13 protein-coding genes and 1 pseudogene are annotated in these 14,222 nt (G+C 61.1%); 6 read left to right on the top strand and 8 right to left on the bottom strand.

The annotated features are described in order from the left end of the window. Genes ASE85_RS00280 through ectA form a run of 5 tightly spaced genes read right to left on the bottom strand, consistent with a single transcriptional unit; the run spans position 1 to position 4,639 of the window. Entirely contained in the window at positions 1-1,440 is a 1,440-nt protein-coding gene (locus tag ASE85_RS00280; RefSeq protein ID WP_056681784.1) for an aspartate kinase, read from the bottom strand. Further along, a complete protein-coding gene (gene thpD, locus ASE85_RS00275; RefSeq protein WP_056681781.1) occupies positions 1,437-2,357 on the bottom strand; it encodes an ectoine hydroxylase in 921 nt (306 codons plus the stop codon). The genes ASE85_RS00280 and thpD overlap by 4 nt, the downstream gene beginning before the upstream one ends. Positions 2,358-2,387: 30 nt before the next feature. After that, positions 2,388-2,816 carry an ectoine synthase gene (locus ASE85_RS00270; protein ID WP_056684099.1) on the bottom strand — a complete coding sequence of 143 codons (429 nt, stop codon included), beginning with the start codon at positions 2,814-2,816 and terminating at the stop codon, positions 2,388-2,390. A gap of 13 nt (positions 2,817-2,829) precedes the next feature. Continuing rightward, positions 2,830-4,140, bottom strand: coding sequence for a diaminobutyrate--2-oxoglutarate transaminase (gene ectB / locus ASE85_RS00265; protein ID WP_056681778.1), 1,311 nt, complete (start codon positions 4,138-4,140; stop codon positions 2,830-2,832). A gap of 10 nt (positions 4,141-4,150) precedes the next feature. Further along, positions 4,151-4,639, bottom strand: a complete 489-nt coding sequence (gene ectA, locus ASE85_RS00260; protein ID WP_056681775.1) for a diaminobutyrate acetyltransferase — start codon at positions 4,637-4,639, stop codon at positions 4,151-4,153. A 268-nt stretch (positions 4,640-4,907) separates the two neighbouring features. On the opposite strand from ectA, the gene ASE85_RS00255 reads away from it, so the two are divergent. Next, positions 4,908-5,396, top strand: a complete 489-nt coding sequence (locus tag ASE85_RS00255; RefSeq protein WP_056681772.1) for a MarR family winged helix-turn-helix transcriptional regulator — start codon at positions 4,908-4,910, stop codon at positions 5,394-5,396. Between the two features lie 621 nt (positions 5,397-6,017). Beyond that, positions 6,018-6,284, top strand: coding sequence for a hypothetical protein (locus ASE85_RS00250; RefSeq protein ID WP_056681769.1), 267 nt, complete (start codon positions 6,018-6,020; stop codon positions 6,282-6,284). Here the strand turns inward: ASE85_RS00250 and ASE85_RS00245 are convergent. Further along, the gene (locus ASE85_RS00245) at positions 6,281-6,781 is read right to left on the bottom strand and encodes an isoprenylcysteine carboxyl methyltransferase family protein (RefSeq protein WP_200928271.1); all 501 of its coding nucleotides are present in this window, start codon (positions 6,779-6,781) and stop codon (positions 6,281-6,283) included. The genes ASE85_RS00250 and ASE85_RS00245 overlap by 4 nt on opposite strands. Next, complete coding sequence (locus ASE85_RS00240) at positions 6,778-7,995, bottom strand: type III polyketide synthase (RefSeq protein WP_235523112.1); 1,218 nt, start codon at positions 7,993-7,995, stop codon at positions 6,778-6,780. Before ASE85_RS00240 ends, ASE85_RS00245 begins: the two co-directional genes overlap by 4 nt. On the opposite strand from ASE85_RS00240, the gene ASE85_RS00235 reads away from it, so the two are divergent. Beyond that, entirely contained in the window at positions 7,959-9,530 is a 1,572-nt protein-coding gene (locus tag ASE85_RS00235) for a DHA2 family efflux MFS transporter permease subunit (RefSeq protein WP_056681763.1), read from the top strand. The two genes, ASE85_RS00240 and ASE85_RS00235, sit on opposite strands and share 37 nt — an antisense overlap. A 68-nt stretch (positions 9,531-9,598) precedes the next feature. Here ASE85_RS00235 and ASE85_RS00230 read toward each other — a convergent pair. Beyond that, positions 9,599-10,021, bottom strand: a pseudogene (locus tag ASE85_RS00230) (transposase); the annotation flags it as partial. A 532-nt stretch (positions 10,022-10,553) separates the two neighbouring features. On the opposite strand from ASE85_RS00230, the gene nhaA reads away from it, so the two are divergent. The 3 genes from nhaA to kdpA all read left to right on the top strand — a co-directional run bounded on the left by nhaA (position 10,554) and on the right by kdpA (position 14,219). Further along, the gene (gene nhaA / locus ASE85_RS00220; RefSeq protein ID WP_327196602.1) at positions 10,554-12,011 is read left to right on the top strand and encodes a Na+/H+ antiporter NhaA; all 1,458 of its coding nucleotides are present in this window, start codon (positions 10,554-10,556) and stop codon (positions 12,009-12,011) included. A gap of 401 nt (positions 12,012-12,412) precedes the next feature. Further along, positions 12,413-12,502 carry a potassium-transporting ATPase subunit F gene (locus ASE85_RS00215; protein ID WP_056681757.1) on the top strand — a complete coding sequence of 30 codons (90 nt, stop codon included), beginning with the start codon at positions 12,413-12,415 and terminating at the stop codon, positions 12,500-12,502. A 13-nt stretch (positions 12,503-12,515) separates the two neighbouring features. Continuing rightward, a complete protein-coding gene (gene kdpA / locus ASE85_RS00210; RefSeq protein WP_056681754.1) occupies positions 12,516-14,219 on the top strand; it encodes a potassium-transporting ATPase subunit KdpA in 1,704 nt (567 codons plus the stop codon). The last annotated feature ends 3 nt before the right edge of the window (positions 14,220-14,222 follow it).

Here is a 14,222-nt window from a genome sequence, read left to right as displayed (position 1 = left end):
TCAGGCCGCGCGCCGATCCTCCGCCTCGCTTGTTCCATCTTCCACCAGAACATGGTGCAGGGCGCCTACCGCATCATCATAATGATCGACGTCCACCATGAACTGGACATCGACATTGCGGATTTGGTGCTGCATCGCGATGATCGGCACATGCGCGGCGGCCAGGGCCTGCAACGCATCGGTCATCAACCCCGGTCGCGATATGTCGCTGCCGATCACCGACACGATCGCCACCGGCTGGGCCGAGACAGCCGCATCGGGATAACGCGCCTGAAGATCGGCGATCACCCGTTTCACCGTCGCCGCATCCGCCGACAGATAATGGGTGATGGTATTGGCGTTGGACGCCTTGCTGACGATCCAGGCGCCATGTTGGGTTAGCGCTTCGAGGATGGCGGCGTCATAGCCCTTCACCCCGACCATGTCCTGTTCGAAAAATTGCAGCGCCTGCGCATGGCGCACCCCGGTCACGATCTCGACGCGGGGCGTGTCGGAGACATAAGCGCTGCAAATGAGCGTCCCGCCATCTTCCCGGTCGAAGGTGTTGCGCACGCGCAACGGAATATCCGTCTGGCGCAATCCACGGCCAGCACCCGGATGAATCGCCTCCATGCCCAGATTCGCCAACTGATCCGCCACGTCATAATTGGTGCGGCCGATCTTGCGCGCCTTGTGCTTGCCCACAAGCCGCGGGTCCGCGCTCGACAGGTGAAATTCCTTATGGATGATCGCCTCTCGCGCGCCGGTCAGTACGGCAATGCGCGAAAAGGTCATTTCGGAATAGCCGCGCGCATAACGGCGCACCATGCCTTCGCTGCATCCGGCATAGCCGGTGACGATCGGGAGGGTGGTGGCCAGGTCGATCGGCGCGAAGACCTCGCTTATCCGCTCGTCCAGTTCGCGCATGTCCTGCTGGTCCCACAGAGTCAGGTCAACGAACTGCGCGTTGACGCCGCGATCGCGCAACAACAGCGCCGTCGAATGGGCGCTGTGCGCTTCGCCAAGGCCAGCGAGCAATTCGCGCACCGTCATCAACTGTTCCTTCACGCAGAAACGGCCATGGCTGCGCAGCCGGGCCAGATCGTCCAGGCACGCGGCGACTGCGTCGATCCGTATATCGACAAAGGCGTTCGCCTCCGCCAGCCTGTCGGCGCGCACGAACATGGCGTTGCGATCCTGCATGGCGCGGCGCACTCTTTCCATTGCCTGGCGCCAGCCCTGGATATTGTCATCCGCAACGAAGCGCGCATAAACGCCCGGCTCGCCACTTTTCTTATGCTCCAGCAGCAGGTCGGTCATGCCGGCATAGGCCGACACCACGAAGATGCGGTTGTAGAGGTCCGCATCCTTTCGCCCGCCGATCAGCACATTGTCGAACAGGGTCGCGGTGGCGGCCATGGACGTGCCGCCGATTTTCTCGACGCTATGGATATTGCTCATGCCGGCACCTGCGCTATCAATGGCCCGGTGACAGGCGTGATTGCTTCCGGCTCGCCGCGCGCGGCGATGAAGGCGGGACGTGGCGTGTCGACGCCGAAGGGCGCAGTCAGGCGGTTCGACACGGCGTTATAGACCAGGAAGGCGTTGGCGCGTGGGAATGGCGTGATGTTGCCGTTGGACCCATGCATGATGTTGCAATCGAAGATCACCACCGATCCGGGCTTGCCGGTTGGTGCGACGATCCCGAATTTATGTGCCAGTTCAGCAAGGCTGTCTTCGTCCGGGACGCCATATTCCTGCTTCTTGAGCGACTGGCGATAGTGATCGTGCGGCGTTTCGCCGACGCAGGTCAAGAACTGGCGGTGCGATCCGGGGATCAGCATCAGCGGGCCGTTATGCGGGGTATTTTCAGCTAGCAGCACCGACATGGACAAAGCCCGCATGCGCGGCATCCCGTCTTCGACATGCCAGGTTTCGAAATCGCTGTGCCAGTAGAATTCCTTGCCCTGGAACCCTGGCTTATAGTTGAGCCGCGACTGGTGCATGTACACATCGTCGCCCAGCAGGAAGCGGGCGACCCCCGCCAGCCGCGCGTCGGCGGCCAACCGCTCGATCGCCCCACTTTGGGCATGAATGCGGAAAATGGAGCGGACTTCCTTGCTCCCCGGTTCGGTCACCACCGTTTCCGCTTCCAGCGCATCGGGATTACTCAACAACGCGCCGCCTTCCCGCTGGAGGAAAGCGACTTCGGCGTCGGAGAACATATCCTCCAGCACCAGATAGCCGTCGCGGTCGAACTGCTCTGCCTGGCTGCGGGTAATGGGGGCATCTTCGCTCCAGTCGCTATGGACGACGGGGTCGAGGCGCGGCGAAAACTCCGCCACCTGTGTGTGGCGGGATGGGTAGAGATCTTTCAAGGGACATGCCCCTTTGCTTGTTCGGGGAATTTAGTCGGTCAGCGCGGGTTCGCGCGTGGCACCATTGTCGGCGCTGGATGTATCGGCAGGATAGGCACCATTCTCGTCATGCACTTCGCGCCCGCTGACCGGCGGATTGAAGACGCAGGCGCACAATATTTCCGTTTCCGGGCGCACGATATGCTGGTCGTGGGCATTGAGCGCATACATGACGCCGGGCGCCAGTCGATGGGTCACGCCAGTGCCCAGATCCTCGATCGTACCTTTGCCCTTGAGCACCAGCACCGCCTCCAGATGGTTCTGATAGTGCATGTGCAATTCCTCACCGGCGTACATTTTGGTGACGTGGAAGGAAAAGCCCATATCGTCGTCCTTCAGCAGAAGGCGGGCGCTTTCCCAGCCCTTGGACTTCACATTGTGGTCTGACGTGCGGATATCCTGCAATTTGCGAACGATCATCGGTCGTATCTCCTTATTCTGCGGCGACGCCATAGGTGACGGTCAGGGCGGAACGGACGCTGTCTTCAAGAATGTCGAGACCGGCCGACAGAACGGCGTCCTCGATTATGAGAGGCGCCAGTATCTTGACGATTTCGTCATGCGCGCCGCTGGTTTCTATGATCAGCCCCCGCGCGAAGCAGGCAGCGGTGATGCTCTGTGCGATGTCGCCGGAGCCGACGTCCAGGCCGCGCATCATGCCGCGACCACGGGTCGACAGCCCATGTTCGGCCGCCATCGCGTCCAGCCTGTGTTCCAGCAATGCGCCCCGGCGGGCAACGTCCTGCTGGAAACTGTCATTGCTCCAGAAATGGCGCAACGCGGCCGTGGCGGTCACGAAAGCGTGATTGTTGCCGCGAAAGGTGCCATTATGTTCGCCTGGCGACCATTGGTCGAGTTCCGGTCGGAACAGGGTCAGGGCGAACGGCAGACCCATGCCCGACAGCGACTTTGCCATGGTGACAATGTCGGGAGTGAACCCCATGCCTTCGAAGCTGAAGAAATTACCGGTCCGGCCACAACCGGCCTGAATATCATCCACGATCATCAGTGCGCCGTGGCGTTTTGCAACCTCGGAAATCTTGCGGAGCCATTCGGGCGATGCGACATTGAGTCCGCCTTCGCCCTGCACCGTTTCGACAAGGATGGCCGCCGGTGCATCAAGGCCGCTCGACGGATCGGACAAGCGACGTTCCAGCAGTTCGGCTGTGTCGACGTCGGGTCCGTGATAGCCATCATAGGGTTCGTGCGACACATGGCTGAGCGGTACGCCCGCGCCACCGCGCTTGGCCGCATTGCCGGTACAGGCGAGTGCGCCCAGCGTCATACCATGGAAACCATTGGTGAAGGCGATCACCATCTCGCGACCGGTAATCTTGCGCGCCAGTTTGATCGCGGCTTCGACGGCATTGGTGCCGGTCGGCCCGGTGAACATGGCGCGATAGTCGAGACCACGGGGCTTGAGGATCACATCCTCCAGCGCGGTCAGAAAATCGGCCTTGGCATCGGTATGGAGATCCAGGCCATGGGTGATGCCGTCGCCTGCGATATAGTCGACCAGCGCGCTTTTGAGCACCGGATGATTATGCCCGTAGTTCAACGTTGAGCAGCCCGACAGGAAGTCGAGATAACGACCCCCCTGATTGTCGTGCATCCACACGCCCTGCGCGCGGTTGAACTGGCGCGGCATGGCGCGGGCATAGCTGCGCACGATGGATTCGCGGCGTTCGTAGATCGCAGTGTCTGGAATCGCGGCGGTCGGTTTGGGGTGAGTGGTAATCGTCATATATGTCTCCTCAAGGGCGTGCCGACTGGGGCAGCGGGCCGATCTGTGCCTGCCATTCGGTGGCGTGGGCACCGGCGAAATGGGCGTCGCGCTCGAACCGGGCGGCTTTTGCGAAAGGGGCGTTCCAGCGCCGTGCCAACCCTTCGAACAAAGCCCAGGATGCGCGATTGTCGGGGGTGATGGTGGTGGTCAGATGCGTGACGCCTGCCTGTTGCGGGCGTGCCAGCAGCGCCTGGATCATCCGTCCAGCGAGGCGCTGGCCTCGTGCGGCGGGCGATATGGCAACCTGCCAGACGAAGAAATTTTCCCGCGCGGCGGGTGGACGATAGCCCGACACCCAACCGACCAGTGCACCACCATATTCCGCAACGATGCAACTGTCGGCAAAGTCGGTGCATTGCAGCAGGTTGCAATAGGCCGAATTAGGATCGAGCGGCGGGCAGTCCGCGATCAATCCGCTGATGGCTGGCCCGTCTGTTGCAACAGGCCTGCGAAACATGATGTGCTGCCCCTCGCTCTCTTCGGAGCGCGCAGAAGCCCGTGGCGGCGCGGTGGCCGCTGTAGCTTGGGAATCAAAGATTGTTCATCTCCCGAATTATATTTTAAACGGAACGGCAGAGGCGCCCCGGTGAGATAGGGGTTATATGACGCATTGCAGCATGTGCTTCAACCCATATCGGAAAATTATGGTTCATTTAGTGAAGTAATATATCCATCCTTAAAAGGAAATTGGCAGTGCGCCGCCTTTCCGGCTATGTCGCAAATCGATGGACGCTGAACTTTCAACGCTTACCCTGCGCGCATTGCGGCGCGTACTGCGCGCCACCGAAATCGGCAGTCGCCAGCTCGCCACGACCACCGGTCTGACACCCTCTCAACTTCTGGCATTGCGCGAGATCGACTTGCGCGGGAGAACCACGCCCTCGGCCATCGCGCAGGCGCTCCAGTTCAGCCAGGCCACGATTACCGCGATCGTGGATCGCCTTGTGTCTCTTGGCTTTGCCCAGCGTCAGCGCAGTGAAGCTGACAAGCGCCAGTTTCACCTCAGCCTGTTGCCAGAGGGTATAAAGGCGCTGGCCGATGCGCCGGACCCGCTGCAAATGCGTTTTACGGACCGTTTTGAAGCCCTGCCCGTGTGGGAGCAGGCCATGATATTAGCGGCGACCGAACGGCTGGCCATGTTGATGGATGCGCAAAATATTGATGCGGCACCGTTGCTCGACGGTGGGCAGATCGATCGCGCAGAGCCGCAATGATATCGATTGACATGCCGAGTGTAGTTCAAGACGCAGAAACCAGTGGACAGATTCTACGGCAGGTTGCGATCTTGATCCCGCAAGCGACGCACGTATCGGGCATTTGCTGTTCGTTGGGACCTGAAGGTTGAATTTTGAGCGTTCGAAGCACGCTAAAAATCTGTGAATGTGAGGCATTCGCACCTGTCCTGCCCATGGCGCGCTACATGGGTACTCTTCGACAAAAAGGATGCTGCCTGTGCCTGCGACCAGATTAACGCGATTGCGGCGATTGCGCGCTGAACTGGGTGTGGAAGTTGCTACCGGCACCTCCATGATCAATCTTCCGCCCAAGGACCGGGATCTTTCGAAATCCGATGTCGCGGTCGGCTTATCGCGAGCAGGGCAACATAGATTGGCAAAAGCACGCAAGGGCTTTGTTTTCGTGCGTGGAGGGCGATAGCTGATCACCATGTTCTCCGTCCGCTTCTATCCATGAAGCGATGATATCTTGAAAGGCCGGATGGCCGAGCATCGAACCTGGGTAATATAGTCATTTGCCTTCTCCGCTTTCATCAAAGGTTCACCACCGGCCTGCGATGCCCGGCTGAAAGCAATTTGACGATCAAGAGGCCGTAATTCATGCAGAATCGCAATCTTCGCAAATTCGCGAGTGTAGGCATTTTGCTATCTTTGTGCGCGATTGCGCCCGTTGGTCAGGCGCAATCCGATCCCGGCAAGAAAGCCTGCGCAAAGGAAGCGCGACGGCTCTGCCCGGCGGAAATGAAGTCGATGAGCCGGAAGAAGGTGGAAGCCTGTATGATCGCCAAGATCGGGCAGACGTCCCCTGTCTGCCATGCGGCGATGCTGCGCATCAAGGCTGAGCGCGAGGCTGCCGCCAAGAACTAAAGCCGTGCGGCGGGGTCGTAAAGCGCGCGATTTTCAGCGCCGATCCGAACGTAGAGCATGGCCGCGTTGAAAAGGGTGAACAGGGCGGCAATCCATATCAGACCGAATGTCAGCGGCAGGACGGCTATTTCGGCGGTCACCACCGCATAATTGGGATGGCGCAGGAAACGGAATGGCCCTTTCTTCACGAGGGGGGCGTCCTGCGTCACGATGATCCGGGTGGTCCAGCGCGAACCCAGGGTTGCCAGCACCCATATCCGCATCAGTTGCAGAACAGCAAAAAGGAGCAGCAGTGGCATGGAGACAGGACGATCGCCAACTGTGAACCACAGGGCAGCGAGCCAGGCCGTGTGCATCGCCACCATGACCGGATAATGGCTCGCCCCGACTTCATGCGCTCCGGCAGCTAGCAGCCTGGAGGTATTGCGGCGGGCGATTATCAGCTCGCTCAGCCGTTGCAGCGTGACGAACAGCATGATCGCATAGGGCAGGGTCACGCCGAGCACCTTAGCGTGAGCGAAGACGCGGTGAAGCCGGGGCCCAACGCGTTGAGGACGGATAAGGGGGGCAATCCTGCCTGACGGTAGCGCTCCAACACGAACAGCACGGTCGGCGCCGACATATTGCCATGATCGCGCAGCACATCGCGTTCGTTGACGAGCGAGCCCTGATTCAAAGATAGCGCCCCTTCGAGCGCATCGATGACTTTGGCGCCGCCGGGATGGCATATGAACTGGTCGATATCGTTCATGCCAAGCCCTTGCGGCGCGAGCATTTCCGTCATGGCCTGCCGCATTTCTCGCCGCGCGAAAGCCGGGATGGCGCGGTTGAGGACGACGCCAAGACCGGTGGGTTCCGCGCGCCAGCCCATGATGTCGAGCGTGTCGCTCCATGTTTTTTCTGCGCTGCCGGTGATCTGCACGAAGCCATCCTCTCCTGTTCGCAGCACGCAGGCCGCCGCGCCATCGCCGAACAGCGCAGTGGAAATAATGTCCGCCTTGTCGGCCTTGTCAGTGCGCAGGGCCAGGCTGCACAGTTCGACCGTGACGAACAGTATGACCGATCCCGGCGCGCCGCGAGCCAGTTTGCTCGCAACGCCGAGGCCAGTAGCCCCGCCCGCGCAACCAAGGCCGAAGATTGGAATCCGCTGAACATCGTTGCGGAAGGGGAGGTGCGCCATGGCGCGTGCTTCAAGGCTGGGCGTGGCGATGCCTGTCGAGGAGACGGTGACGATCATATCCACGTCCTGCGGGCGAAGATCCGCCTGCGCGATAGCTTTCTGTGCGGCGGCCACGAACAGGTCGAGCGCCACATCGAGATAGGCGGCGGACCGTTCGGGGAAGGAACGCGGGCTGCGATACCAGTCGACCGGCATGGCCAGTTGGCGATACGCGACTCCGGCATTGGCATAGACCGAGGACAGGCGCTCGAAATCGGCGAAATCCTTGCCGATCAGATCACGCGCCGTGTCGAGTGCTTCGCTTTGCGAAAGCCGATGCTGCGGGGTTTCCGTTACCAGCGAGAGTATGGACACCGGATTCAAATAGGGCCGCCTGACGTGACCGGCGGACCGGTAAAAAAGGTTCTTGTACGCAACGACTTGGACCTGTGCGAGTTCCTTGTGTCCAACAGCCAGGTGGGTATGCCAGAGTTGGCGTTTGGGATAGGCACGAAATGGATAATGGGTCTGACCTGAATGCTCGCGGAACACAGGCCGCCGGATATCGCGAATGGACTGGCTTCATCCTGATGTGCCTGGGGATGTTCATGGCGATCCTGGACATCCAGATCGTCGCCACGTCGCTACCAACTATCCAGACCGCATTGGGCATCGCGCCAGACCGGATGATATGGGTGCAGACGGCCTATCTGACGGCCGAGATCGTCGCCATACCGCTGACCGGCTATTTGACCGCCAGGCTTGGTATGCGCTGGCTGTTCGTGGGGGCGGTCAGCCTGTTCACCATCGCTTCCTTCGGTTGCGCCATGAGCAACAACTTCGGCGAACTGATTGCCTGGCGCATCGTTCAGGGCTTTTCCGGCGGCACGTTGATCCCGGCTGTGTTCGCTGCGGTATTCCTGCTGTTTCCACCCCGTTCGCAGGCGCTGGCGACGACGATCGCGGGGGTCGCCGCCGTTCTGGCGCCGACGATCGGACCGATCGTGGGCGGCTGGATCACGCAATATTATTCCTGGCATTGGCTGTTCCGGGTGAACATCCTGCCCGGTATCGTCGCGGCGTTAGGGGTAGCGATTTTCCTGCGCGGCAAGGTGGCCGAACAGCATGGGGCCAGACCGATCGACATGTTTGCGCTCCTGCTGCTCGCCACCAGCCTGGTCGCATTGCAGATCGGGCTGAAGGATGCGCCGTCGCTGGGGTGGAGCGCGCCGCATGTGATGTTGCTGCTGGGTGTGTCCGCGATATGTGCGGCGGCTTTTATCAGGCGGACATGGATGTCGGACACGCCGCTGGTCCAGTTGCGCTGCTTTGCGGATCGCCACTTCACCATCGGCTGCATGCTGAGTTTCGTGCTGGGGTTCGGCCTGTTCGGATCGACCTATCTGATGCCCTTCTTCCTGGGTCTGGTGCGCGACCATGGTCCGTTGCGCATCGGCGAGGTCATGCTGGTGACGGGTCTGACCCAGTTGGCGACGGCACCTCTGGCGGTGTGGGCCGAACGTCGGGTCGATCCCCGGTGGCTCACAGCGTTCGGGTTCGTACTGTTCGCGATCGGCCTGTTGCTGAGCGCGCAGCAAACCGCCCAAACTGATTTTGCTGAGATGCTGATACCCCAGATGGTGCGCGGTGCGGCGATCATGTTCTGCCTGTTGCCGCCGACGCGGATGGCGCTGGGGCGACTGCCTGCCGCCATGGTGGCGGACGGCAGCGGGTTGTTCAACCTGATGCGCAATCTGGGCGGTGCGGTCGGCCTCGCGCTGATCGACACCACCATCTTTAGCAAAGCAGCGACCGAAGTCGGCCAGATAGTGGCAAAATTGCGGGCTGGCGACGTGGCGACAGCGGTGAGGATCGGCATACCAAGAGACGCCTTTCTGGAACAACGCGGCCAGCCGCTCGACGAATTTGCGACGGAAATGATCCGGCCTCTGGTGGAGAAGGCGTCGCTCGTCCCGGCCGTAAACGCAGCGTGGCTTATGTGCGGAGTCTTGATGGCCCTCATTCTGGTGACGCTGCTGTTCGTGAAGCGAACGCCCTCTGGCGAGGATTTGACATCAGAGGGTTGAGCTGACGTTCGCGCTCGCTCATAATTACTTGGCTCCTGCATTTTTCCGGGCGTTAGAGCGTTTTCCGATCATTCTGGGTCATATCCGCACGCTCTAAAGGAGTTGGCGCATTCCGTTGGCTGGAAGATATCGACGAGTTTGCTGATCAGGCCCCACAGGCCACTGACGGTTCTTTCTTCCGCCTTTCGCAGCATGGTTTTGAGTTTGGAAAAGGCCTTCTCGATCGGATTGAAGTCCGGGCTGTATGGCGGCAGGAACAGCAGCGTTGCGCCCGCGGCTTCAATCAGGTCGCGCACTGAAGCGCGCTTGTGGCTCGACAAATTGTCCATGATCACCACATCACCCGGCTTGAAATCGGGGACGAGGATTCGGGTGACGTAGGCTTCGAACCAGTCGCCGTTGATCGGGCCATCGAGCACCATCGGCGCGACCATGCCGGTCATGCGGGCGAGTGTCAGAACATGGCCGTTTTTGATCAGGATGCGCTGACCGGCCTGACCTGACGCCTGCGGCATGGGTCCGGTCTTGCGCTCATGCCGGCTATGCCCGGCGCTTCCCAGAAGCACGGCGATATGTTCTTCGCCGGACGTCGCCGCAACGGCATGTGGATGAGCGATGTTGGTTTCGTGATTATTACACATGGCTATCTTACCCATGCTTTCATCGGTGATATTCGAAGAAATGGCACAGCATGCCGTTAGCGCTCTGCCAGCGGCGGAAGGTGCTCATGTCCAGGTTGCCGTGATCAACTGCGCTGCGATGCGTTCGAGCGTTGCCGCCAGGCGCGGCGAGCGGAGCCTGTTCCCTTCGTCGAACGCCTCACGCGCTGTCGCTACGGAAATCATGGCGGGCAGGATTCGCGACCCGAGCTGAAGCTAAAGGGTCTGTCGAGGTACGACCAGGCGTCGATAGCCCCCGAAACCACCTGGGGATGCGCTTCCCGGCGCGAAGACAGGCGCACCAAATGCCGCCTGCATTCCACCATCGTCAGTAACCCGCGAAACCCATAGCATGTCGCAAAGGATGCAGGCGCCAGCATCAGGCGCAATTTCAACGGCATGGCATGTATTCGGTCAAATTATCGCCGCCATCATTCTGACCGGCGGCGCAAGGGGATTAGCGCGAGGAAATGCCGATCGCGATCCTATTTACATCGCGGTTGCCTCAAAATGGCGAAGATGTAATAGGGTGCGTGGGTGCCATGGTTCGACGAGCCTTGGCAGGTTGATGCGCTGGTCGGGCCGCCAGCGGGATCATTTGCACCCGGAGACCCGCTTGGCCATCAAACTTCCCGTCGGCCCCAGTGCCCTGCGTCAATTCCTGACCCATCAATCGTCCGCCGGCCTGGTGCTGATGGGCACCGCGTTTCTGGCGCTTGTCGTGGCCAATTCGCCCCTGCGTGAGGGGTATGAACATATGCTTCGCAGCTATGTCGGACCGATGTCCGTCGAACATTGGGTCAATGACGGCCTGATGGCGATCTTCTTTCTGCTGGTCGGACTGGAGATAAAGCGGGAGATGCTGGACGGGCAACTGTCAAGCTGGTCGCGCCGTATTCTCCCCGGTATCGCCGCCTTTGGCGGCATGGTCGTTCCCGCTATCATCTTTCTGACGTTCAACAGGGGAGGCATGGCAGATGGTTGGGCCATACCCGCCGCGACGGACATCGCTTTCGCGCTCGGCGTCCTGTCGCTGCTGGGCGAACGGGTACCGGCGTCGCTGCGTATCTTCCTCACGGCATTGGCCATTCTCGACGATCTGGCAGCCGTCCTCATAATAGCATTATTCTACACGGCCGAGTTGAATAGCGCTTACCTGCTTGCAGCCGGCGCCCTCACTTTCCTGCTGATCCTGATGAACCGGTTTCGGCTGTTGAAGCTGGCGCCCTATCTGCTTGTCGGCGTGGTGCTGTGGATTTGCCTGCTGAAATCCGGCGTCCACGCGACCATCGCGGGGGTTGTTCTGGCGCTGACAATTCCGATGCGGACCAGTCCCGCTATTCCTGATAACGAGGCCACCAGCCCTTTGCATCAACTCGAACATTGGCTGCACAAGCCGGTCGGCTTTCTGGTCCTTCCCATCTTCGGTTTTGCCAATGCCGGGGTGACGCTGATCGGGCTGCCCGCTGCCGCGCTGGCTGCGCCGGTCACGCTTGGCGTCGGGCTGGGCCTGTTGCTCGGAAAGGCGATCGGTGTCTTCGGCTTCGCGATGGTTGCGATCCGGTGCAAGTTCGCGAGTATGCCGGCCCATGCCCGGCCGTGGCAACTGTTCGGCATCTCCCTGCTCTGCGGGATCGGTTTCACCATGAGTTTCTTCATCACGCCGCTTGCCTATCCGAATGATCCCTTGCTTCAGGCCGAAGCGAAAATCGGGGTGCTGGCCGGCTCTTTCCTGGCGGGCCTGCTCGGCTTTATGGTTCTGCGCCTGTCTCGTCGGCCCGGTGTCCGGGCTGCTGGCGCCCGGATCTGCCCGGAGGCGTAAGGTCCGACAGGAGCGTGCGCGCACTCGGAGGCGCCGCCCTCGCCGAGGCGCGGACTCTTCTGTCTTGGGCGCGTAACTGAGGTTCGACCGATCAGCATGACGTCGTGCGGCGCTGCCAAGATCCGCCGTCCCCGATGCCTTGCAGGGGCGACTTTCGCCGCGCAATTCTGCCGATCATATGCAAATACTATGTGTTTGTTACTGTCCTGCTCTCGAATTCAAATGCCGCTCTGCCCTAGTTGAAGCGCTGCACACGACTCGGTGCCGCGCTTCCTGCGACCCCGACGCCGTGCGGGAGATTTCATATGCAGGACATCCTCTGGATCGGCCTCACCCTGGGCTTGCTGGCGGCGACGCTCGGCTATGCGGCCCTGTGCGACAATGCGTAAGGGGGCGAGGCCATGACCATCGACCTTTGGCTGGCCGCGATCACAGCGGCAGGCCTTCTTCTCTATCTGGTGGCCGTGCTCGCACGCCCCGAACGCTTCTGATCGGGAGGCACTCATGACATTTCAGGGATGGATATTGATCCTGGGCTTCGTCGGCATCCTGCTGATGCTGGCCAAGCCGATGGGCCTGTGGCTCTTCGCGCTCTATGAAGGGCGACGCACGCCGTTGCACATGGTCTTCGGACCGATCGAGAGCGGCTTCTACAAGCTGGCCGGCATCGACCCGAACGCGGAGCAGGGCTGGCGCCGCTATGCAGTGCACATGCTGATCTTCAATGCGGCGCTGTTGCTGTTCACCTATGCGGTGCTGCGGCTTCAGGGCGTGCTGCCGCTCAACCCGCTGGGCTATGCGGGGCTGAGCGAACATCTGTCGTTCAACACGGCGGTCAGCTTCACGACCAACACCAACTGGCAAAGCTATGGCGGGGAATCGACCATGTCGAACCTCAGCCAGATGCTTGGCCTCACCATCCATAATTTCCTGTCGGCAGCCACCGGCATCGCACTGGCCTTCGCCCTGTTCCGCGGATTTGCCGGACGGGAGACGAAGGGCATCGGCAATTTCTGGGCCGACCTGACCCGCATCACGCTGTATCTGCTGCTGCCCGCCTGCTTCCTCTACGCCCTGTTTCTGATCGCAAGCGGCGTTCCGCAGACGCTTGCCGGTTCGGTCGATGTGACCACGCTGGAAGGGGCGAGGCAGACTCTGGCGCTGGGGCCGGTGGCAAGCCAGGAAGCGATCAAGATGCTGGGCACCAATGGCGGCGGTTTCTTCAACACCAATAGCGCGCACCCGTTCGAGAATCCGAGCGCGCTCACCAATTTCGTCCAGATGCTGTCCATCTTCCTCATTGGCGTCGGCCTGACCTATACGTTCGGCAAGGCGGTCGGCAATGTGCGACAGGGCTGGGCGATACTGGCGGCCATGACGTTTTTGTTCCTCCTGGGCACGGCCGTCACTTACTGGCAGGAGGCGGCGGGCAACCCGGTGCTGCACCAACTGGGCATCGCCGGGGGCAATATGGAGGGGAAGGAAGTCCGCTTCGGCATCGCCGCCTCCGCCCTTTTCTCGGTCGTCACAACGGCCGCGAGTTGCGGCGCGGTCAACGCCATGCACGACAGCTTCACCGCGCTGGGCGGCATGATCCCGCTGCTCAACATCCAGCTTGGCGAGGTCGTGGTCGGCGGCGTCGGCGCGGGCATCTACGGCTTCCTGCTGTTTGCCATCCTGGCCGTCTTCGTTGCGGGCCTGATGGTCGGCCGCACGCCGGAATATGTCGGCAAGAAGATCGAAGGCCGGGAGGTCAAGCTGGCGGTGCTCGCCATCGCCGTGCTGCCGTTGATGATCCTGGGCTTTTCGGCGCTGGCGTCGGTCCTGCCCGCAGGCCTTGCCGGCCCGCTCAACAAGGGACCGCACGGCTTCTCCGAGATCCTCTATGCCTTCACATCGGCGGTCGGCAATAACGGGTCGGCCTTTGCGGGCCTTACCGCCAACACGCCCTTCTACAACGGCATGCTGGGCGTGGCGATGTGGGTCGGCCGTTTCTGCGTCATCGTGCCGATGCTGGCGATTGCCGGTGGCCTGGCCGCAAAGAAATATACGCCGGAAACCGCCGGCAGCTTCCCGACGACCGGGCCTTTGTGGACCGGCCTCCTGATCGGCCTCATCCTGATCGTCGGCGGCCTTACCTTCCTGCCCAGCCTCGCCCTTGGCCCCATCGCCGACCATGTCGCGATGATCAACGGCCAGCTCTTCTAAGGA

This window comes from Sphingobium sp. Leaf26 (genome assembly GCF_001421665.1).
Taxonomy (GTDB): domain Bacteria; phylum Pseudomonadota; class Alphaproteobacteria; order Sphingomonadales; family Sphingomonadaceae; genus Sphingobium.
Note: the sequence above shows the minus strand (reverse complement) of the source record. Positions and strands in the feature narration are given on the sequence as shown.